Below are 19678 nucleotides of genomic sequence, written 5' to 3' on the forward strand. Positions count from 1 at the left end.
GGGTTCGAGATGTTGTTGCGCGTACGGGTCACCCTGCCGGACCGCCCGGGCACACTCGGCCAGGTGGCCCGCACCCTCGGGGTGTCGGGCGCGGACATCGTCCAGGTGGTCGTGCTGGAACGGCTCGGCGGGCGCGCGGTCGACGACTTCACCGTGGTGTGGCCCGGCGCCGCTCGGGTCGAACGGCTGCTCGCCGGCCTGGCGGCGATCCCCGGCGTCCGGGTGGACGGGGTGTGGCGGGCGATCGGCGCGCCCACCACCACCGGTCAGGACGCCGAACTGTTGGCACAGGTGGCCGCCAACCCGACCGACGGGCTGGCCACCCTTGTCGACGCGGTGCCCGGACTGCTCGCCGCCGACTGGGCGGTCGCCGCGGTGGTGCCCGTCGACTGGGCCAGTCGGACCGGCGGCGGTGGGGCCACGGTCGCGCACGCCAGTTGGCGTACGCCCGAGCCGCCCCGCCTGCCAGAGGTGACCCCGCTGCGGGCCCGGTCGATGACCATGCGCGACGGCGGGCACTTCGCGGTCGCGCCCTTCGGTCGGGCCGGGCTGGTCATGGTCGTCTGCCGCGAACACAGCGAGTCGCTGACCCCGGCCACGTTCCACTCCACCGAGGTGGACCGGCTGGCGCAGCTGGTCCGGGCCAGCGCGGTGATCCTCGGCGACCGGCTGGACCTGGTCGACGTCCCGCCGATCAGCGCCACGCCGTGACCGCCCCTGGCCAGCTGTGACGTACGCCGCAGGGCCGGACGCGGCTCGACACGGCGGGGCAATCGTCCGGCAACAGGCGGGCGCGAGGGTGGTACGCGAAGGGAGGCACCAATGACCCTCTGGCGAATCCGGGCCACCGTCGACGACCGACCGGGCTATCTGTCGGTGCTCACGGCGAGCCTCGCGTTGCGCGGCGTCAACATCCTCACCGTGCAGGTGCACACCACCGAGCACGGTGCCGTCGACGATTTCCTGGTCGACGCGCCGGACACCCTCGACGAGGCGGACCTCGTCGCCGCTGTCGAGCGGGGTCGGGGGCGGGACTGTTGGGTGGCGCGCAGCGAGGCGCGTGGCCTGGTCGACCAGCCGACCCGGGTGCTCGCTCTGGCGACCCGGTTGGTGCGTGACCCGGACGCGACCGGGGAGGTGTTGCGGGCCCTGCTCGGTGCCGACGAGGTGACCTGGCGCCCGGCGTCCGAGGCGGCCCGGTGCGGGATCGACGGCCTGACGATGCTGCTGGCCGACCCCAACGGGGGCGCGTACCACCTGCGCCGGGTCGCGCCGAGCTTCACCCCGGCGGAGTACGCACGAGCGCAGGCGTTGCTGGAGTTGGGCGCGACCGCGGCGGGTCGGGGCGCTGACCAGATCACCGTCGTCCTGCCCGACGGGGCGGAGTTGACCGTACGACCGGCGGTCGCCGAGGACCTGACCGCGGTGGCCGAGCTGCACGAGGCCTGCTCGGCCCGTACCCGCCAACGGCGCTACCTGGGTGGGGCGGCGTTGCCGACACCGGCGCGGCTGCGGCGGCTGCTGGAGCCGACCCGTGGACTGACCCTCGTCGCGGTCACCAACGACGCCGATCCGTCGACGGAGTCGGTGGTGGCGATGGCGAACCTGCTCGCCGAGGGCGACGAGGCCGAGTTGGCGCTGCTGGTACGTGACGACTGGCAGCGGCGCGGGCTGGGTTCGATGCTGTTGCGGCGGCTGGTCCGGCAGGCCGAGTCGAGTGGGTACGCGGCCACGGTGCTGCACACCCAGGCCGACAACACGCCGATGCTGCGGACGCTGCGCCGGCTGCACCGACCGACCACGATCGAGCAGGACGGTGGCCTGCTGACCGTGACGATGCCCCTGGTCGCCGAGGTGCCGGTGGAGAGCGCGGGCTGACCGGGGGAATCAGACGACCGACCTCCGATGCGGAGGACGGTGAGAAGGGCAGGACTTCCGGTGCGGAGGCCCTGCCCTTCGCCTGTGGCACCAGAAAACGGCCGCCGGAGGGACACCGGCGGCCGTTTTCTGGTGGTTGGTTCGCAGCGAGCTTTCCCGACCTGGTCGGGGGATGACACAAGTGTGCCTGCCCACCACCTGTGTTGATCTCAGGTGAACGGTCTGACCTGGGCGGACGGGAGGATCTCCTGTCGGTACGACGGAGACGATTCGAGGGCTGAAGACGGCGTGTCGACGTAACACACCAGGCTCTTTCGGCGCTGCTCGCGGCTCCGCGTCGGCCTTCCCAAAGTGGTCGGTGCCAGATTACATTGCTACCTATCCATGGGAGCGCTCCCGGTCCTGCTGGATCCCATCCTCCGCCACTTTTGCCGGCAGCCGTCCATCCCGACGCGGCACGCGTCGGCGCTGCCTGCCCCGCACCGACAGGAGCAGCCGCATGCACCACACCAGACGGCCGCGTCGCGCCCGCGGCGACGAGCCCGGTCACCACCAGCCCTGGTCCCGCCGGCTCCGCACCGCCGGCACCGCCCTCGCCACCGGGCTCGCGCTCGTGCTCGGCGTACCGGCGGCCGGTGTCGCCGCGCCGACCTCCGGCGACGCCTCGACCAGCGCCGCCGCGCCCGCCTTCAACTACGCCGAGGCGCTCCAGAAGTCCCTGCTGTTCTACGAGGCGCAGCAGTCCGGCAAACTGCCGGACTGGAACCGGGTCTCCTGGCGCGGCGACTCCGGCCTGCGCGACGGCTCCGACGTCGGGATCGACCTGACCGGTGGCTGGTACGACGCCGGTGACCACGTCAAGTTCGGCTTCCCGATGGCGTTCACCACCACCATGCTCGCCTGGGGTGCGGTCGAGTACCGCTCCGGCTACGCCGCCTCCGGTCAGCTCACCCACCTGCTGAACAACCTGCGGTTCGTCAACGACTACTTCGTCAAGGCGCACCCGTCGCCGAACGTGCTCTACGGGCAGGTGGGCAAGGGCGACGACGACCACAAGTGGTGGGGCCCGGCCGAGGTGATGCCGATGGCGCGGCCCGCGTACAAGATCGATGCCAGTTGTGGCGGCGCGGACCTGGCCGGGGAGACGGCGGCGGCGATGGCCGCGTCGTCGATGGTGTTCCGACCCACCGACGCCGCGTACGCCGACAAGCTGCTCACCCACGCCCGGCAGCTCTACACCTTCGCCGACACGGTGCGGAAGAACTACCACGAGTGCATCACCGACGCGACAAGCTTCTACCGCTCCTGGAGCGGCTACCAGGACGAGCTGGTGTGGGGCGCGATCTGGCTGTACCGGGCCACCGGCGACGCCGCCTACCTGGCCAAGGCCGAGAGCGAGTACGACAAGCTCGGCACCGAGCCGCAGACCACCACCCGCTCCTACAAGTGGACCGTGGCCTGGGACAACAAGCAGTTCGGGGCGTACGTGCTGCTGGCCAACCTGACCGGCAAGCAGAAGTACATCGACGACGCCAACCGCTGGCTGGACTTCTGGACCGTCGGCGTCAACGGGGAGCGGATCCGTTACTCGCCCGGCGGGATGGCGGTGCTCGACTCCTGGGGGGCCCTGCGCTACGCGGCCAACACCGCGTTCGCCGCACTGGTCTACAGCGACAAGACCACCGACGCCACCCGCAAGGCCCGCTACAAGGACTTCGCCGTCCGGCAGATCAACTACGCGCTCGGCGACAACCCGCGCAACTCCAGCTACATGATCGGCTTCGGCGCCAACTCCCCGAAGAACCCGCACCACCGCACCGCGCACGGCTCCTGGTGGGACAGCATGACCGTACCCACCGAGACCCGGCACACCCTCTACGGCGCCCTGGTCGGCGGCCCGTCCTCGCCGAACGACGCGTACACCGACAACCGGTCGGACTACGTGATGAACGAGGTCGCCACCGACTACAACGCCGGCTTCACCTCCGCCCTGGCCCGGCTGACCCAGGAGTACGGCGGCACCCCGCTGGCCAACTTCCCGGTCGCCGAGCAGCCGGACATCGACGAGTTGACCGTGGAGACCACGGTCTTGCAGAACGAGACCCGGGCCACCGGCCTCAAGGTGATGATCTACAACAAGTCGGCCTTCCCGGCACGGGCCCTGACGGATGCGAAGTTCCGCTACTACTTCCGCCCCGACGGCACCGGCCCGGTGACCGTCACCCCCGGATACACCCAGGGCTGCCCGGCGCCGTCGACCGCCCGGCAGGCCGCTGGTGACCTCTGGTACGTCGAGGTCGACTGCACCGGGCACACCATCGCCCCGGCCGGCCAGTCGCAGCACCGGATGGAGGTCCAGTTCAAGGTCGGGGTGCCCGAGGGCGGCACCTGGAACACCGCCAACGACCCGTCGTTCCAGGCCACCGCGGGGCCCAACCGCAACGTGCCGCTCTACGCCGGTGGCGCCCGGGTCTGGGGACAGGAACCGACGACCGCTGCGGACACCACCCCGCCCACCACCCCCGGCACCCCGGTCGCCACCGCGGTCACCTCCCGCTCGGTGAGCCTGACCTGGCCGGCGTCCACCGACACCGAGAGCGGAATCGAGGACTACAGCGTCAGCATCCGGCAGGTCGGCAGCGACGCGATCCTGCTGCGCACCAGCGCCACGAACTCGGTGACGATCGACAGCCTGACCCCCGCCCGAACCTACGTGTTCAGCGTGCAGGCCCGGGACCGGGCCGGTAATCGGTCCGCCACCTCGCCGAGCCTGACCGTGACGACCCCCGCCGTCGACGAGGGCGACACCACCCCGCCGACCGCGCCGGGCAGCTTGACGGTATCCGGGATCACCGCCAACGGAGCGACCCTGACCTGGACCCCGTCGACCGACAACGTGGGCGTCACCGGTTACCGGATCTACCGTACGCACCTCGGCGCGGAACTGGTTGCCACGGTCACCGGGACCACGTACCAGGTGACCGGGCTGAACCCGCAGACCACGTACTACTTCTACGTGGTCGGGATCGACGCGGCCGGCAACGCCTCGCCGCCGTCGGAGCTGGTGACGGTGACCACCTCGGCGCCGCTGCCCACGTCGCCCTGCCGGATCACCTACGGCACCAACGACTGGGGCACCGGCTTCACCGCGAACATCACCATCGCCAACACCGGCACCACGGCGATCAACGGCTGGACGCTGGCGTTCACCTTCCCGCACAGCGGCCAGCGGGTCGGCCAGAGCTGGTCGGCCACCTTCCAGCAGACCGGCACCTCGGTGACCGCCACCAACCCGTCCTACAACGGCACCATCGCGCCGGGCGCCTCGACAAGCATCGGCTTCAACGGCACCCACACGGGCAGCAACCCGAGGCCGACCAGCTTCACCCTCAACGGCAACACCTGCACCATCGGCTGACGGACGCATTGTGGGGCGGGGCGGCTCACCGACCGGTGAGCCGTCCCGCCCTCGTCCACATCTGCCGGCTGGACCCCGGGCGTATGGTGCCTGCATGCCGATCAGCGATGAGGAGCTGGTCGTTGCCGCCGCGGAAGCCGGGGCGGCGGTCGTCCGCTCGCACTACGGGTCAGCGCTGACGCACTTCTCGAAGTCCGCGGGTGACTTCGCCACCACCGCCGACGTCGAGGCGGAGGCGGCGATCCTCGATGTCCTGCGCAGCGCGCGCCCGAATGATCTTTTCGTGGGCGAGGAGAGCGGACGCACAGGTACCGGCGTCAGCGGTCGCGTGTGGTTTGTCGATCCGTTGTGCGGAACCCTGAACTTCGCGGTCAGGAACATGCTGGCCGCGGTGAACGTGGCTCTGCGGGTCGGGGAGCAGGTCACCGTGGCCGCCTCTGCCGATCCGTTCAGCCATGAGGTGTTCTGGACCGACGGTGCCGGTGCGTACCTGCGTCACCGTGGTGTGGACCAGCGACTCGACCCGTCATCGGAGTCGAGGCTGGTCGACGTCAATCTCGACCCGCCCTTTCCCAACATCGACGTCTTCTCGGCTGCCCGGTTGCTCGCCGACCAGAGCTTCATCGACACCTTCCGCCCGCGGGTGGTCTCCACCACCCTGGCCGTTGCCTGGGTCGCCGCCGGCCGCCGAGCCGCCTACGTCACCGACGGCCAACTGCGCGACAATGTGCATTTCGCGGCCGGCATCGCGGTGTGCCAGGCGGCCGGCTGCGTGGTCACCGGCATCGACGGTAGGCCGCTCCACACCGGCCTCGGCGGTCTTGTCGTAGCCGCCGACGAGCCGACCCACGCCGCCCTGCTCACTCTCGTCCGAGACCAATGCGCAAGATCACGCTCGATCTGAGATCGAGTGGCCTCCGAGCGGCACGGTAACCACTCGATCCGACATCGAGTGTGACCTTGAGGCCCCGCGACAGTGGGGCGCGTGCCCGTTCAGGCGACGTCAGTCGGCCAGTTCGTCGGCGAGCAGGTCCATCAGCAGGCCGTCGTGCCAGCGGCCGTCGGCACCGCGCTCGTAGCGGCGCAGCACCCCGACCGGGCGGAAACCGACCTTGGCGTACGCCCGGATCGCGGGGGTGTTCGCCGCGGCCGGATCGATGGTGAACCGGTGATGGCCGTGCTCGTCGATCAGGTGCCGGACCAGGGTGCGGATGGCGTCGCCGCCGAGCCCGGCACCGCGTACCGCCGGGTCGAGGAAGATGTCCAGGCTGGCGTGCCGGTAGTCGCGGTCGTCCTCGGCGTACCACTGGATCGCGCCGACCACCCGGCCGCCGTGCTCGATGGCGTACACGGTCAGGTCGTGGTCGGCGAGATCGGCGGCGACGGCGGCGGCCAGGTCGTCGTCACCGCGCCACCAGCGGCGCACCTCCGGCTCGGCGCGGATCGCCGCGAGAGCCGGTACGTCCGCTGCGGTCACCGGTCGCAGCACCACCGATCGTCCCCGCAGCAGCATGCTCAGCCTCGCAACTCGCCGTGTTCGACACAGACCGCCGACCAGCCGACCGGCAGCACCTGCACCTTCATCCGGCGCCGGCAGTGCGCACAGTAGCGCGGCGGCTCCAGCGCGCGGGCCGCCGCACAACCCGGGTGGGTGCCGGTCGTCGCGGCCTCGCCGCACCTGTCACACCACATCCCGACCGCCTCGTCCATCGGGGTCACAGCGTCGCCGACAACGCCTTGACCGGCATCTTCAGGTCGTCGAGCAGCTTCAGGTCGTCGGTGGCGGATCGACCCAGGGTGGTCAGGTAGTTGCCGACGATCACCGCGTTGATGCCACCGAGCAGCCCGTCGCGAGTGCCCAGGTCTCCCAGGGTGATCTCCCGGCCACCCGCGTACCGCAGGATGGTGCGCGGCATGGCGAGCCGGAACGCGGCGATGGCCCGCAGCGCGTCCTTGCCCTCGACCACCGGCCGGTCGCCGAGCGGCGTGCCGGGGCGGGGGTTGAGGAAGTTCAACGGCACCTCGTGCGGGTCCAGCTCGGCCAGCTGGGCGGCGAACTCGGCCCGCTGCTCCACCGTCTCGCCGAGGCCGAGGATGCCACCGCAGCAGACCTCCATGCCGGATTCGCGGACCATCCGCAGGGTCTCCCAGCGCTCCTCCCAGGAGTGCGTGGTGACCACGTTCGGGAAGTAGGAGCGGCAGGTCTCCAGGTTGTGGTTGTAGCGGTGCACACCCATGTCGACCAGTTCGTCGACCTGCTCCTGGGTGAGCATGCCCAGCGAGGCGGCGACCTGGATGTCGACCTCGGCCTTGATCGCTGCCACGCCCTCGCGCATCTGCTTCATCAGCCGGGCGTCCGGGCCGCGTACGGCGGCCACGATGCAGAACTCGGTCGCCCCGGTCGCCGCGGTCTGCTTGGCCGCCTTGACCAGCGACGGGATGTCCAGCCACACGGAGCGCACCGGTGAGGTGAACAGGCCGGACTGGGAGCAGAAGTGGCAGTCCTCCGGGCAGCCGCCGGTCTTCAGCGAGACGATGCCCTCGACCTCCACCTCCGGGCCGCACCAGCGCATCCGCACCTCGTGGGCGAGTTGAAGCGTGGCGGTCAGGTGCTCGTCGGGCAGGTTGAGCACCGCGAGGACGCCGGCCTGGTCGAGGCCGACGCCACCCTCCAGCACCTGGTTACGGGCCTGGTCGAGGATCTCTGGCATGGCACGTACCCTACAAGGCCGCCAGACGGGCGGAAACGGGCGCGGCGAGCCAGCACGAACGGACGGCCGGCGCCTGCCCGGCGAGCCGTACTGCGCCACGCCGGGGCCGACCGTACGGGTGGTAATTTCGCCCGGCGGGAACCCGGGGGAGGGACGTGGCGGTGGCGGACTGGCTGGCGGCGCTGACCCGCCGCGCCGACTTGCGGGCGAAGGCCGGACTGACCCGCCGGCTGCATCCGCGCGCCGCCGCCGACGCCGTGGTCGACCTCGCCGGCAACGACTACCTGGGCCTGTCCACGCACCCTCAGGTGATCGCCGCCGCGGCGCAGGCGCTGTCCCGGTACGGGCTGGGGGCGACCGGCTCCCGCCTGGTCCGTGGCTCCACCGAGGCGCACCACGCGTTGGAGGACACCCTCGCCGGTTGGCTCGGCACCGAGCGGGCACTTGTCTTCTCCTCCGGATACCTGGCCAACGTCGGCGCCGTCCGGGCACTGGTGCGTCCCCGTACGCTGCTGGTCTCCGACGCGCACAACCACGCCAGCCTGATCGACGGGTGCCGCATCTCCGGTGCTCAGACCGTGGTCACCCCGCACGCCGACGTGGCGGCCGTCGTGGCGGCGCTGGCCGCGGCACCCGGACGGCCGGCGGTGGTGGTCACCGAGTCGGTCTTCTCCGTCGACGGTGACCTGGCCCCGCTGGTGGACCTGCACCGGGTCGCCCGCGAACACGGGGCGTTGCTGCTGGTCGACGACGCGCACGGGCTCGGCGTGACCGGTCCGGCCGGTGCCGGTGCGGTGGCCGCCGCCGGGCTGGCCGGCGAGCCGGACGTGGTGGTCACCGCCACCCTGTCCAAGGCGCTCGGCGGCGCGGGCGGCGTGGTGGCCGGCCCGGCCGAGTTCGTCCGGCACCTGGTGGAGACCGCCCGCACCTTCATCTACGACACCGCCCTGCCGCCGGCCGTCGCCGCCGGAGTGCACGCCGCCGTCGAGGTGGCCCGCACCGGCGACGACAGGCGTGCCGTCCTGACCGAGCGGGCCGCGACGGCGGTGCGTCGGCTGCGCGCCGCCGGCCTGGACGTCTCCACCCCCGACGCCGCCGTCGTCTCGGTCACCGCCCCCAGCCCGCAGGCGGCCACCGAGTGGGCCGCCGCCTGCCGGGACCGGGGCGTCGCGGTCGGCTGTTTCCGTCCGCCCTCCACCCCGGACAGCCGGTCCCGGCTGCGGTTGACGATCGGTGCCGGGGTGCCGCGGGCGGACTTCGAGCATGCCCTGGAGGCCATCGTGGAATGTGCGCCATGACGGATCAGTGGCGGGGACCGGTGCTGGTCACCGGGACCGACACCGAGGTCGGCAAGACCGTGGTGACGGCGGCCATCACCGCCGCCGCGCAGGCGGCCGGGCTGCGAGTCGCGGTGGTCAAACCAGGTCAGACCGGTACGGCCACCGGCGAGCCCGGTGACGTCGAGGCGGTCACCCGGTTGGCCGCCCCGATGACCGGCCGTACCCTGGCCAGCTTCCCCGACCCGCTCGCCCCGCTGGTCGCCGCCCGGGTCGCCGAACTGCCGCCCCTGGAGCTGTACAACGCGGTCGACGCGATCCGCGACGAGGCCGACAAACACGACCTCGTGCTGGTCGAGGGGGCCGGTGGGCTGCTCGTACCGATGGGGGTGCGACCCTCCGGCGAGCCGTGGACGGTGGCCGACCTGGCCGTGTCGCTGGGCGCGCCCGCGGTGGTGGTGGCCCGCGCCGGGCTCGGCACCCTCAACCACACCGCGCTCACCTTGGAGGCGCTCGACCGGCGGGCCGTGCCGGCCGGGGTGGTGATCGGCGCCTGGCCGGCCGATCCGGAGCTGGTGCACTGGGCCAACCTGAGCGACCTGCTGCCGAACCTGCTCGGCGCCCTGCCCGCTGGTGCCGGCGCGATGGACCCGGGAGTGTTCCGTCGGTCCGCTCCGGGCTGGCTCACCCCGGCGTTGTACGGCGTCCTCGACGACTGGCGTGCCTGGGCCGACGAGATCAACTGAACGGCCCCCGGTCAGCGGGCCACCAGGAAGGTGTCCGGCATCCGGAAGGTGAGGTTGTCCGGGTACCAGGGTGCGCGCAGCACGCGGACCTCGGCCAGCAGCGGGGCCGCCTCCGCCACCACCGTCGCGGCTTCCATCCGGGCCAACTGGTCGCCGACGCAGCGGTGTACGCCCGCCCCGAAGGCCAGATGCCGGCGCGACCCGCGCTGGCCGGGCCGGAACTCGTCGGGTGACTCCACCACCGCCGGGTCCCGTCCGGCCCCGGCCAGCCACAACACCACACTGGTACCCGCCGAAACCGCCGTCCCGCCCAGCGTGGTGTCCACGGCGGCGACCCGACGCCAGGTAACGATCGGTGGTTCCAGCCGCAACCCTTCCTCGACCACGTCGGCGACCGCGACCGAGCCGTCCCGCACCCCGGCGAGCACCCCCGGCTCACCGACGAGTCGGTGCATCAGCAGGGTGAGGAACTGGGACGTGGTCTCCTGACCGGCGACCAGCAGGAAGAACAGCGCGCCGACCACCACGTCGGGTGGGTGCCCGGCGGCCCGCAGTGCCCCGGCGAGCCCGCCGCCGGTGGCCGCGAACTCCCGCAGCACCAGGTGGAAGCGACCCACCTCGGCGGCGAGCTGCTGCTGCCGGGCGGCGTCCAGCGGGGCCCAGAACAGTTCCAGGGCCGCGCGGGCGAAGCTCTTCACCGCCGTGACCGGGGCGTCGGGCAGCTCGACCAGCCGGGCCAGGACCAGCAACGGCAGGTCGGCGGCGAGTCCGGCGTACAGGTCGACCGGTCGGCCCGCGTCCAGCTCGGCGGTCAGCCCGGCCACCCGTCGGCGCACCAGCGCGGTCAGCCAGTCCTGCTGCTCGGCCACCCGCAACGGGTGCAGGGCGTCGGCGACCAGGGCCCGGATGCCCGGATGGCTGGCGTCGCCGTTGTTGGCAAGCGTCGGCGGCAGCCGGAACCGGTGTGCGGCGAGGATCCGCAGCGCGGACACCGGCATCGGGGTCACCGCGTCCAGGGCGTTGTCGGGCCGGTACGTGTGCGGGTCGGTGAGCACCTGCCGGACCAGCGCGTGCCGGGTCACCAGCAGATGCTCGACGCCCACGTGATCGGCGACGCGGGCCACGCCGCTGCCGGCCCAGGCGTCGTCGTGCGCCGCCGGGGCCTGCTCCCAGCTGCGGAACAGCACGCGCGCCACGCTAGCCGGTCGCCTCCGGTCGTCCCGCGCGGAGCTGCCACACGGTGGTGCGCTTCACCCGTACGCTCTCCAGCGCCTCGCTGACCGGCACGTCGTAGCTGGCGAGTTCATCGAAACGGTCCCGGGGCAGGAAGGCCCGGCCGGGGTCACCGACGAGCACCTGTGCTCCGCCGCGCGCGGCGCGCAGCAGGAAGCGCAGCACCCGGTTGGTCATGGCCGCGCTGTAGAAGACGTCCCCGGCGAAGATCACCTCGGCGTCGCCGGCCTCGCCGTCGAGGATGTCGGCGAGTTCGGCGTCGACGCGTACCCCGTTGGCTTCGGCGTTGAGGGTGATCGCCGCGACCGCCAGGGGGTCGACCTCCACCGCGCGTACGGCGGCGGCACCGGCCCTGGCGGCGGCGATGGCGACCAGCCCGGAGCCGGACGCCAGGTCGAGCACCCGGCGGCCGGCGGACAGCTGCGGATGGTCGGTGACGTACCGGGCCAGGCCCTGCCCGCCGGCCCAGGCGAAGGCCCAGAACGGTGGCGGCTGGTCGCTGCGGAACTCGCCCTCGGTCAACTCCCACAACCCGATCGGCTCGTCGGCCTGATGCAGCCGCACCTCGGGTACGAAGGCGACGGGTGCGAGCCGGGCGTGCAGCCGGACGAAGGCGGTGGAGAGCGCGGACATCCGGTGATTGTCCACCGGTGCGTTTCCCGGCGTGTCGCGGGTCGGCGGTGAGCGGTTCAATACCGTACGTGAAAACGGGCATCTTGCTTCACCATCCGTGCGAACACACCCGTCTACCGGGTGGCCTCCGGCGCTCCTAGCGTTGCCGATGGAGACGACCAACGGGAGGGCGGATCGTGAAGAGGCTGTGGCGCAGCACGCTACGGATCGGGGTGGTGCTGGCCTGTCTCACCGGGGTGGACGTCGCCATGGCCGCGCCCGCGCACGCGGCGTTCGCCACCGAGCTCAGCGGTCTGCCGGAGCGGTTCACGGCGGGCGGGCAGGCGGCGACGGTGTCCGCCGTGGTGTCCCGCGACGATCCCGGCGGCTGTCTGAAGGTCCGCTGGTCGTTGGTGCTCGCGGTGCAGGGGCTGCGCCTCGATCAGGTCCGGGTGGACCGGATCGAGGAGACCGGCTCGTTCCCGGTGCAGGTGCGCATCGACGGTGACGTGGCCCGGTTGACCGACCGGCAACTGGACCCGGGCACGCTCTGCCCGGGGCGTACGGTGACCGCTCAGTACCGGATCGGGTTCGCCGCGGATGCGGCGCAGGGCCGGGTGAGCCTGGCCGCCGAGGCGTACGACCGCAACCTGCGGCTGTTGTCGCGCCAGACGGCGACGCGCGAGGTGATCGGCCGGGCTGCGGTGGCGCCACCCACCACGGCGGCGCCGACACCGAGTTCGGTGCCGACGGTGGACCCGACCGACGAGCCGACCGAGGTGCCGACGGTGGATCCGGTCGACGAGGAGTTCGACGCCACCGACGAGGCGGACGCGGGCGCTGCGGCCGAGCCGCCGGCGGCCGGCGCGGCCGGCAACCAGGTCTCGCAGTCCGGCACCGGGATCGGCCTGACCGAGGCCGCCTTCCTGCTCGGTGGACTCTTGCTCTTCCTCGGCGTCGGTCTGCTCATGCGGCTACGGCAGTTGACCCGCGATCCGGAGGTGACCGAGCCCGCGACCGTCACGGTCGGCCCGGGACGGGTCGGGGAGTGGGAACGGCCGCCCGGGGAGTGGGAGCAGCCGCCGGACCGACGGCGATGGCGGACGGTGCCCCGCTGAGCGGGTGTCCGGTGGTGTCGGTGGCCGATGGGGCCGTCACGGGGCCCAGTCGGGGTCACGGCCGAAGGCGGCGATGAGCCGGTCCTGTTCGTCAGCTTCGGTGGGAACATCCACCTCGGCACGGACCAGACCGTTGCTCCGGTAGGCGTCGACCTCCCCGGCGAACCAGCGGGCGCACTCGGCGACGGCCTCGGCGTCCAGCTTCGGATCGGCGCCGATCGCCACGGCGAGGTCCCAGCCGTGTACGAGGTGTTCGGCGATCAGCTGGCGCAGGTACTCCTCGGCCGGGGTGTCGCCGGCCGACAGGTGCACGGTGGCGTCCCGCGCCCCGGGGCGGGTGGCGGCCAGCTCGGCCTGCGCCGCCGCGTCGCGGGCGGCCTCGACCGGGTCCGCGCCGAGTTGGTCACCGTCGTACCGGTCGCCGACTTCGGCGATGGTCCGCCCGGCGAGCAGGGCGACGCTCCAGCGGTCCTCGCCGACCACGTGGTTGACCAGCGTTCGGACGTCCCAGTCGGCGCACGGTGTGGGCGCCGACCATTGTCCGGGGGCGACAAGCGGCACCCGGTCGGCGAACTCGGCCACGCTGCGCCGGTACGTTTCCAGCAGGTCCATGGCGTCATTGTGGCGGCCAGGAGCGCCGCCGGTGACCGGTTCCCGGGCTCAGTCCAGTTGTGTCGGGTCGAGCCCGAGTTCCCGAGCGGCCACCAGGCGTACCCATTCGGCGAACTGCCGGCGGGAGATCACCCGCTCGTGCACCGCGAGTTGCACCGCCAGGCCGTCCATCACCGCGCTGATCCGCCACGCCGCGCCGGCCGGGTCCGCGCACTCGAAGACCCCCTCGCGTACGCCGTCGGAGATGACCGCGGCGAGGTCCTGCCGCCAGCGCAGGTCCAGGCGGCGGGACAACTTCTCCAGTTCGGGGGTACGCAGTGACTCCGACCAGCCGTCGATCCACATCGACCAGGAGGTGGGCCGCCCGGTGGGGGTGTAGAGCCGCAGGATGCGCCGCAGTTTGGTCAGCGGCGGGGCGTTGGACCGGGTGATCGCGTCCAGCCGGGCCAGGTCCTGCTCGACGGCGTAGGCGAACGCCTGCGCGAGCAGGCGTTCCTTGGTGGCGAAGTGGTAGAAGACAAGTGCCTGACTCACCCCGGCGGCCTGCGCCACGTCCGCCGTGCGGGTGTTCGCCAATCCGCGCTGCGCAATCACGTCACACGCGGTGCGTAGCAGGGCATCCAGGCGGATTTCAGCCGCACGTCTCGTCACGTCCGTCACCGTAGCCCATCGAAGCGGATACGGCCTGTCACCAAAGCCCGGTAGATCCATCTTGCGACAGTCGGACACCAGACAATTGTTCGTGGGGAATTTTCTCGTTCGGCATTCACCTTCCCGGCCTGCGCGGCAAGCCCACCTACCCATCCTCCTAGGAAGCCCGGCGGTGGAGGTTTCCGACGAGGGCGGAGCGTTTCTGACTCGCCGGAGGGTGGTACCCGATTTGGCAACCGTTCCATGGCTCGGCTAAAGTTCTCATCCGTCACCGGAGAACGCGCCGGGGGCACGCGGACGTAGCGCAGCTGGTAGCGCATCACCTTGCCAAGGTGAGGGTCGCGGGTTCGAATCCCGTCGTCCGCTCGGAGCTGCCGCCACGCTTGACGGGGGCAACCTCGGTGGGGTGGCCGAGAGGCGAGGCAACGGCCTGCAAAGCCGTGTACGCGGGTTCAAATCCCGTCCCCACCTCGGACAACAGCAAGGGCGATTGGCGCAGTGGGAGCGCGCTTCCTTGACACGGAAGAGGTCACTGGTTCAAACCCAGTATCGCCCACCAGATGAATTTGACGACGAAGCCCGTCACCGGATCGCGGTGACGGGCTTCGTCGTTTCGCGCTGCCAGCTCCTTACTCCGCTCATCGTTGACGGGCCTTTAGTCAGTCCTGCATAGTCAGTACTGACTAAGGAGGTGGCGTGGAGCGCCGACGCAAGGTTCCCAACCCGCTGGCCCTGGCCGTGCTCGCCTGGCTGCTCTGGGAGCCCATGCATCCGTACGAGTTGGGGCGGCGGCTCAAGCAGGCCGGCCAGGACCGGCAGATCCGCTACACCCGCAGCTCGCTGTACATGGTGATGGAGCAGCTCACCCGGGCGGGCTTCGTCGCACCACAGGAAACCGTCCGAGACAGCGCCCGACCCGAGCGGACCGTGTACGCGATCACCGACGAGGGCCGGCACGAGGTGCACGACTGGCTGCGTACGCTGCTCGCCCAGCCACGCCAGGAGTACCCGCACTTCGCCGTCGCGCTGTCCCTGTTGAGCCTGTTGCCGCCCGACGAGGCAGTCGAGGTGCTGCGCCGCCGCTCGGCGGCGCTGGCCGGGCAGATCGAGGAGACCCGGACCACCGTGGCCGAGGCCCGCGCCGACGGTCTCGCCTGGATCTACCTGGTCGAGGAGGAGTACAGCCTCGCCCTGCTGGAGGCGGAACGGCGGTTCGTCGCCGACCTCATCGAGTCGCTCAAGCAGCCGGACTACGCCAGGTCCTGGCAGGAAACCATGGGGGATCGAACATGACAGCTGTCCGTACCGCCCTGGTCGTCGGCGGTGGCATCGCCGGGCCGGTGACCGCGATGGCCCTGCGCCGCGCCGGGATCGAAGCCACGGTGTACGAGGGCCACCCGTCGGCCGCCGACGGTGCCGGCGTCACCCTGACCCTGGCCCCCAACGGGCTCGCCGCGCTGCGCGCCGTCGACGCCGAGCAGGCCGTCCGGGAGGTCGGCCTGCCGATGCGCCGAACGGTGATCACCGACGGTCGCGGCGGGCTGATCGGCACCCTTCCGCACGTCGCGGTGGAGCCGGTCACCGTCGGTCTGTGGCGCGACGACCTGGCACGGGCCCTGCGTGAGCGGGCCGAGGCGCAGGGCGTGCCCATCGTGTACGGCAAGCGCCTCGTCGACGCCGAGTCGACCACCGACGGGGTGCTGGCCCGGTTCGGCGACGGCTCGACCGCCACCGCCGACCTGCTGATCGGTGCCGACGGCATCCGCTCCCGGGTGCGTACCCTGATCGATCCGGCCGCCCCCGACCCGCAGGTGCTGCCGCTGCTCAACCTCGGCGGCGCCGCCCGGTACGCGGTGCCCGACGCCGATCCGGAGGCGATGTACCTGGTCTTCGGCTCCCGGGGGTTCTTCGGCTACTGGGTCGAGCCGGACGGCCGGACGGCCTGGTTCGCCAACGTGCCCGACCCGCGACCGACCACCTGGGCCGAGGCCAACCAGACCCCGCCGGACCAGTGGCTGCACCGGCTGCGCGAGGTGTACGCCGACGACGTGCCGGCCCACCAGGTGCTCGCGCACACCGAAGCCGCCGACGTGGTGGCGATCGGGTCGATCGAGAGCATGCCGTCGGTGCCGCACTGGTACCGCGATCGGATGGTCCTGGTAGGCGACGCGGTGCACGCCCCGTCACCCAGTTCCGGCCAGGGCGCGTCACTGGCCGTGGAGAGCGCCGTGCAGCTGGCGCGCTGCCTGCGCGACCACCCTGACCTGCCGGCGGCGTTGACCGCCTACGAACGGTTGCGTCGCCCGCGGGTGGAGAAGGTGGTCCGCCGTGGCCGGCAGACCACCTCCACCAAGACGGCCGGACCGGTCGCGAAGCGGATGATGCGGATCATGATGCCGCTGGCGCTGCGTACCTTCCTCAACCCGGAACGGTCCCTCGGCGCCGAACAGCGTTACCGCATCGACTGGGACGCCCCGGTCAGCGCGGAGCTGGCGCAACACTGACCGGCGGCGCTGCGATCCGCGCCCGGACACGACGGTGGCGGCCACCGACTTCGGTAGCCGCCACCGTCGTTTTGACCGCTCAGTTTGCTCGACCGCTGGTCACAGCGGCGGTGCGACGTCCCGACGCTCCTCGACGCGGCGGTACTCCACCGGCTCCTCGGTCGTGGCGACCACCTCACGCCGGCGTCCCCAGACGAGCGTGGTCATGATCAGGCCGACCACACCGGCTGCCATCAGAATCCAGCCGACGACGTCCAGGTCCAGACCGCCGATGCTGGCGTTGAGCGCGAAGGTGAGGATGGCGCCCACCGCGAGCAGAAAAATACTGGTGCCGATACCCATGACAGCCTCCTTTTTCCGGGGATGCGGTGTGCTGTCGAAGGGCTCTGTACCCCGGCGGTGACCGGCGCAATCACCCGCACTGTGGGGTGCCCACTCGGGCGATCTTGTCATCGGGTACAGTTGGCGCGTCCCCGGCGGTGCCGGGGCAGGCGGACGTAGCGCAGCTGGTAGCGCATCACCTTGCCAAGGTGAGGGTCGCGGGTTCGAATCCCGTCGTCCGCTCGCGATTCGCCCACACCCGATCGGGTGTGGCGGTCACCACGGGCGATTGGCGCAGTGGGAGCGCGCTTCCTTGACACGGAAGAGGTCACTGGTTCAAACCCAGTATCGCCCACTCGAAATGCGTACCAAGCGCGGCCTGCCACAGCGATGAACTCGCTGATCAGGCCGCTTTTTTAGTGGTTCGCACAGGGTGCCGGGTGCGGTCGGGGCGAGGACCGTGTCCTCATCCTCGGAACGTGCGACGGTAGGTGTCCGGCGGTACGCCGACGGTGCGGTGGAAGTGGCGGCGCAGGGTCGTCGCAGTGCCCATGCCCGCAGTCGAGGCGATGGTGTCGATGCTGTCGTCCGTGGTCTCCAGCAGTTCCTGTGCGCGGCGGATCCGCTGCGTCAGCAGCCACTGCAATGGGGTGGTGCCGGTTACCGCGTGGAAGTGGCGGGCCAGGTGGCGCGAGCTCATGTTCGCCTGGCGGGCCAGGTCCTCCACGGTCAGCGGCTGGTCCAGCCGCCGCATCACCCAGGGGAGCAACGTGGCGAGGGGATGGTCGTCGTGGGCGGGTACCGGTGTGGTGACGAACTGGGCCTGGCCACCGTCTCGGTGCGGCGGCACGACCAGGCGGCGGGCGACGACGTTGGCGATCGCCGAGCCGTGGTCGCGGCGGACGAGATGGAGGCACAGGTCCATCGCCGCAGCCTTGCCCGCGGACGTGAGCACGCTGCCGTTGTCGACATAGAGCACATCCGGGTCGACCTTCACCAGGGGGTAGCGCGTGGCCAGTTGCTCGGTGTGGGCCCAGTGCGTGGTCGCGCACAACCCGTCCAGCAGGCCGGCGGCGGCGAGCACGAACACGCCCGTACACAGGGAGACCACCCGCGCGCCTGACGCGTGGGCCGCACGCACCGCCTCGACCAGGTCGGCCGGTGGCTCCTCGTCGACATCGGCCAGGGCGGGGACGATCACGGTGCCGGCATCTGCCAGCCGGTCGAGCCCGCAGTCCGGCTCCAGCAGGAACCGGCCGACCCGGACGGTGGCCGTGCCACACACCCGGACGTCGTACCAGGGGCCTGGCACGACGTCCGGCTTGGAGCCGAAGACTTCGTAGGCCAGGCCCAGCTCGAAGTGCAGCATCCCGTGGGTAGCGGCGACCGCAACGGAGCGCCGCGCAGGACTCATGTCGGGAATTGTACGAGGCGTGTCGTTTCAGACACTGGTCCGGGTTGGTCGACAGGGAAAGGATTGTCCGCAGTGGATCACTTCGAGTACCTGGGAGCAGGCGTGGGATCAGGTCAGACCGTGGCGGTGTTCGGCGCGTACGGGCACACTGGGCGCTTCGTGGTCGCGGAGTTACGCGAGCGCCGATACGTCCCGCTGCTCCTCGGCCGCGACCAGGACAAGTTGCGGGCGCTTGTGCAGACCCATCCGGGGCTCGGGGTGCGTCAGGCCTCGGTCGACGATCCGGCCTCGATCGACCGTGCGCTGGAGGGCGTAGCCGCCGTGATCAACTGCGCTGGGCCCTTCGCCGCCACGGTGGCCCCGATGGTCGAGGCGGCGCTACGCGCCGGCATCGCGTACGTCGACGTGGCGGCCGAGATCGAGGCGAACCTCGACACGTTCGCGCACTTCGCGGAGCGCGCCAACGCCGCGGGCACCGTGGTGGTGCCAGCGATGGCTTTCTACGGTGGCCTCGGTGACCTGCTGGTCACCACCGCGATGGGCGACTGGACGACGGCCGACGAGGTGCACGTCGCCTACGGCCTGAGCAGTTGGCGCCCCACCGGCGGAACGGTCGCTTCGGGTGTGGTGTCGCAGCAGCGACGCGGTGGCCGGCGGGTCCGCTACACCGGCGGACACGTGGAGTACCACGACGATGCCCTGCCGACCGTGCAGTGGCACTTCCCTGCTCCGCTCGGCCCGCAGAGCGTCATCGCAGAGTTCACCATGGCCGACATCGTCACCATTGCCAGCCACCTGACCGTCCCGGAGATTCGCACCTACATGACCGCCAAGGCGGCCGCGGAGCTCTCCGCTCCGTACGCTTCGGCGCCGGACGCCGTCGATGAGCGCGGCCGTTCCGCGCAGACCTTCGTCGTCGACGTCCTCGTTCGCTCCGGCGGAACGGAACGCCGCCTGGCCGCCGCCGGCCAGGACATCTACGCCGTCAGCGCACCCCTCGCGGTGGAGGCCGTCGACCGCATCCTCACGGGCCGGACCAGGGGCACCGGCGTGGCCTCCGCGGGCGCGATCTTCGACGCCCCGGATTTCCTCCGCGCCATCTCCTCGCACCTCTCACTGCATCTCTCACCTGGCATACGCGGCTGACCAGCGATCGAGACCGCGGCCAGTAGTGTGCTCAATG

19 protein-coding genes and 5 tRNA genes are annotated in these 19678 nt (G+C 71.5%); 15 read left to right on the forward strand and 9 right to left on the reverse strand.

The genetic code is table 11. The features are described from left to right. Window positions 1–9 precede the first annotated feature (9 nt). The 4 genes from EG812_RS17955 to EG812_RS17970 all read left to right on the forward strand — a co-directional run bounded on the left by EG812_RS17955 (window position 10) and on the right by EG812_RS17970 (window position 6200). Window positions 10–711 (forward strand): ACT domain-containing protein, encoded by a 702-nt coding sequence (locus tag EG812_RS17955; RefSeq protein WP_126712349.1) that lies wholly within the window; start codon window positions 10–12, stop codon window positions 709–711. 111 nt (window positions 712–822) lie between these two features. After that, the gene (locus EG812_RS17960) at window positions 823–1878 is read left to right on the forward strand and encodes a GNAT family N-acetyltransferase (RefSeq protein WP_013732375.1); all 1056 of its coding nucleotides are present in this window, start codon (window positions 823–825) and stop codon (window positions 1876–1878) included. A 499-nt stretch (window positions 1879–2377) separates the two neighbouring features. Continuing rightward, complete coding sequence (locus EG812_RS17965; protein ID WP_126712238.1) at window positions 2378–5296, forward strand: glycoside hydrolase family 9 protein; 2919 nt, start codon at window positions 2378–2380, stop codon at window positions 5294–5296. A gap of 94 nt (window positions 5297–5390) precedes the next feature. Then, the gene (locus EG812_RS17970) at window positions 5391–6200 is read left to right on the forward strand and encodes an inositol monophosphatase family protein (protein WP_126712239.1); all 810 of its coding nucleotides are present in this window, start codon (window positions 5391–5393) and stop codon (window positions 6198–6200) included. Window positions 6201–6299: 99 nt separating this feature from the next. Here the strand turns inward: EG812_RS17970 and EG812_RS17975 are convergent, their stop codons facing one another. Genes EG812_RS17975 through bioB form a run of 3 tightly spaced genes read right to left on the reverse strand, consistent with a single transcriptional unit; the run spans window position 6300 to window position 8007 of the window. Beyond that, the gene (locus EG812_RS17975; protein ID WP_013732378.1) at window positions 6300–6809 is read right to left on the reverse strand and encodes a GNAT family N-acetyltransferase; all 510 of its coding nucleotides are present in this window, start codon (window positions 6807–6809) and stop codon (window positions 6300–6302) included. Between the two features lie 2 nt (window positions 6810–6811). Beyond that, entirely contained in the window at window positions 6812–7006 is a 195-nt protein-coding gene (bsaP, locus tag EG812_RS17980; RefSeq protein WP_126712240.1) for a biotin synthase auxiliary protein BsaP, read from the reverse strand. Window positions 7007–7011: 5 nt separating this feature from the next. Beyond that, window positions 7012–8007, reverse strand: coding sequence for a biotin synthase BioB (gene bioB, locus EG812_RS17985; protein ID WP_013732380.1), 996 nt, complete (start codon window positions 8005–8007; stop codon window positions 7012–7014). A 161-nt stretch (window positions 8008–8168) separates the two neighbouring features. Between bioB and EG812_RS17990 the strand changes: the two genes are divergently transcribed. Continuing rightward, window positions 8169–9305: an 8-amino-7-oxononanoate synthase gene (locus EG812_RS17990; RefSeq protein WP_126712241.1), complete on the forward strand. Its 1137-nt coding sequence runs from the start codon at window positions 8169–8171 to the stop codon at window positions 9303–9305. After that, window positions 9293–10030 carry a dethiobiotin synthase gene (gene bioD, locus EG812_RS17995; RefSeq protein WP_013732382.1) on the forward strand — a complete coding sequence of 246 codons (738 nt, stop codon included), beginning with the start codon at window positions 9293–9295 and terminating at the stop codon, window positions 10028–10030. Before EG812_RS17990 ends, bioD begins: the two co-directional genes overlap by 13 nt. A gap of 11 nt (window positions 10031–10041) precedes the next feature. Here bioD and EG812_RS18000 read toward each other — a convergent pair whose 3' ends face one another. Together EG812_RS18000 and EG812_RS18005 are read right to left on the reverse strand one after the other, a co-directional pair. Next, window positions 10042–11226, reverse strand: a complete 1185-nt coding sequence (locus EG812_RS18000) for a cytochrome P450 (RefSeq protein WP_126712242.1) — start codon at window positions 11224–11226, stop codon at window positions 10042–10044. A gap of 1 nt (window position 11227) precedes the next feature. Next, window positions 11228–11896: a class I SAM-dependent methyltransferase gene (locus EG812_RS18005; RefSeq protein WP_013732384.1), complete on the reverse strand. Its 669-nt coding sequence runs from the start codon at window positions 11894–11896 to the stop codon at window positions 11228–11230. A 176-nt stretch (window positions 11897–12072) separates the two neighbouring features. Here EG812_RS18005 and EG812_RS18010 point away from each other — a divergent pair, with 176 nt between their 5' ends. Then, window positions 12073–12993: a hypothetical protein gene (locus tag EG812_RS18010; RefSeq protein WP_013732385.1), complete on the forward strand. Its 921-nt coding sequence runs from the start codon at window positions 12073–12075 to the stop codon at window positions 12991–12993. 36 nt (window positions 12994–13029) lie between these two features. Here the strand turns inward: EG812_RS18010 and EG812_RS18015 are convergent, their stop codons facing one another. Both EG812_RS18015 and EG812_RS18020 read right to left on the reverse strand, forming a co-directional pair. Continuing rightward, complete coding sequence (locus EG812_RS18015) at window positions 13030–13605, reverse strand: TIGR03086 family metal-binding protein (RefSeq protein WP_126712243.1); 576 nt, start codon at window positions 13603–13605, stop codon at window positions 13030–13032. 48 nt (window positions 13606–13653) lie between these two features. After that, complete coding sequence (locus EG812_RS18020; protein ID WP_043723486.1) at window positions 13654–14256, reverse strand: TetR/AcrR family transcriptional regulator; 603 nt, start codon at window positions 14254–14256, stop codon at window positions 13654–13656. A 293-nt stretch (window positions 14257–14549) separates the two neighbouring features. Between EG812_RS18020 and EG812_RS18025 the strand changes: the two genes are divergently transcribed. The 5 genes from EG812_RS18025 to EG812_RS18045 all read left to right on the forward strand — a co-directional run bounded on the left by EG812_RS18025 (window position 14550) and on the right by EG812_RS18045 (window position 16760). Further along, window positions 14550–14622: transfer RNA gene (locus tag EG812_RS18025), tRNA-Gly, on the forward strand. 34 nt (window positions 14623–14656) lie between these two features. Then, a tRNA-Cys gene (locus tag EG812_RS18030) sits at window positions 14657–14727 on the forward strand. A 13-nt stretch (window positions 14728–14740) separates the two neighbouring features. After that, window positions 14741–14815: transfer RNA gene (locus EG812_RS18035), tRNA-Val, on the forward strand. A 137-nt stretch (window positions 14816–14952) separates the two neighbouring features. Continuing rightward, on the forward strand, window positions 14953–15549 hold the full coding sequence (locus tag EG812_RS18040; protein ID WP_013732388.1) for a PadR family transcriptional regulator: 597 nt from the start codon (window positions 14953–14955) through the stop codon (window positions 15547–15549). Continuing rightward, window positions 15546–16760, forward strand: coding sequence for an FAD-dependent monooxygenase (locus tag EG812_RS18045; protein ID WP_126712244.1), 1215 nt, complete (start codon window positions 15546–15548; stop codon window positions 16758–16760). Before EG812_RS18040 ends, EG812_RS18045 begins: the two co-directional genes overlap by 4 nt. Before the next feature lie 99 nt (window positions 16761–16859). On the opposite strand, the gene EG812_RS18050 is transcribed toward EG812_RS18045, so the two are convergent. Next, the gene (locus tag EG812_RS18050) at window positions 16860–17102 is read right to left on the reverse strand and encodes a DUF6458 family protein (protein ID WP_013732390.1); all 243 of its coding nucleotides are present in this window, start codon (window positions 17100–17102) and stop codon (window positions 16860–16862) included. A 149-nt stretch (window positions 17103–17251) separates the two neighbouring features. Between EG812_RS18050 and EG812_RS18055 the strand changes: the two genes are divergently transcribed. Next, window positions 17252–17324 (forward strand) — tRNA-Gly (locus tag EG812_RS18055). Between the two features lie 40 nt (window positions 17325–17364). After that, window positions 17365–17436, forward strand: a tRNA-Val gene (locus EG812_RS18060). A 111-nt stretch (window positions 17437–17547) separates the two neighbouring features. On the opposite strand, the gene EG812_RS18065 is transcribed toward EG812_RS18060, so the two are convergent. Further along, on the reverse strand, window positions 17548–18495 hold the full coding sequence (locus EG812_RS18065) for a helix-turn-helix domain-containing protein (RefSeq protein ID WP_126712245.1): 948 nt from the start codon (window positions 18493–18495) through the stop codon (window positions 17548–17550). A 102-nt stretch (window positions 18496–18597) separates the two neighbouring features. Between EG812_RS18065 and EG812_RS18070 the strand changes: the two genes are divergently transcribed. After that, complete coding sequence (locus EG812_RS18070) at window positions 18598–19641, forward strand: saccharopine dehydrogenase family protein (protein WP_126712246.1); 1044 nt, start codon at window positions 18598–18600, stop codon at window positions 19639–19641. Window positions 19642–19678 lie beyond the last annotated feature (37 nt).

The organism is Verrucosispora sp. FIM060022 (assembly GCF_003977705.1).
In the GTDB taxonomy this organism is placed as follows: domain Bacteria; phylum Actinomycetota; class Actinomycetes; order Mycobacteriales; family Micromonosporaceae; genus Micromonospora; species Micromonospora gifhornensis.

Coding starts and splice junctions, on each gene's coding strand:
- EG812_RS17955 (WP_126712349.1), top strand. CDS start 10: ATGTTGTTGCGCGTACGGGTCACCCTGCCGGACCGCCCGGGCACACTC.
- EG812_RS17960 (WP_013732375.1), top strand. CDS start 823: ATGACCCTCTGGCGAATCCGGGCCACCGTCGACGACCGACCGGGCTAT.
- EG812_RS17965 (WP_126712238.1), top strand. CDS start 2,378: ATGCACCACACCAGACGGCCGCGTCGCGCCCGCGGCGACGAGCCCGGT.
- EG812_RS17970 (WP_126712239.1), top strand. CDS start 5,391: ATGCCGATCAGCGATGAGGAGCTGGTCGTTGCCGCCGCGGAAGCCGGG.
- EG812_RS17975 (WP_013732378.1), bottom strand. CDS start 6,809: ATGCTGCTGCGGGGACGATCGGTGGTGCTGCGACCGGTGACCGCAGCG.
- bsaP (WP_126712240.1), bottom strand. CDS start 7,006: ATGGACGAGGCGGTCGGGATGTGGTGTGACAGGTGCGGCGAGGCCGCG.
- bioB (WP_013732380.1), bottom strand. CDS start 8,007: ATGCCAGAGATCCTCGACCAGGCCCGTAACCAGGTGCTGGAGGGTGGC.
- bioD (WP_013732382.1), top strand. CDS start 9,293: ATGTGCGCCATGACGGATCAGTGGCGGGGACCGGTGCTGGTCACCGGG.
- EG812_RS18005 (WP_013732384.1), bottom strand. CDS start 11,896: ATGTCCGCGCTCTCCACCGCCTTCGTCCGGCTGCACGCCCGGCTCGCA.
- EG812_RS18015 (WP_126712243.1), bottom strand. CDS start 13,605: ATGGACCTGCTGGAAACGTACCGGCGCAGCGTGGCCGAGTTCGCCGAC.
- EG812_RS18045 (WP_126712244.1), top strand. CDS start 15,546: ATGACAGCTGTCCGTACCGCCCTGGTCGTCGGCGGTGGCATCGCCGGG.
- EG812_RS18050 (WP_013732390.1), bottom strand. CDS start 17,102: ATGGGTATCGGCACCAGTATTTTTCTGCTCGCGGTGGGCGCCATCCTC.
- EG812_RS18065 (WP_126712245.1), bottom strand. CDS start 18,495: ATGAGTCCTGCGCGGCGCTCCGTTGCGGTCGCCGCTACCCACGGGATG.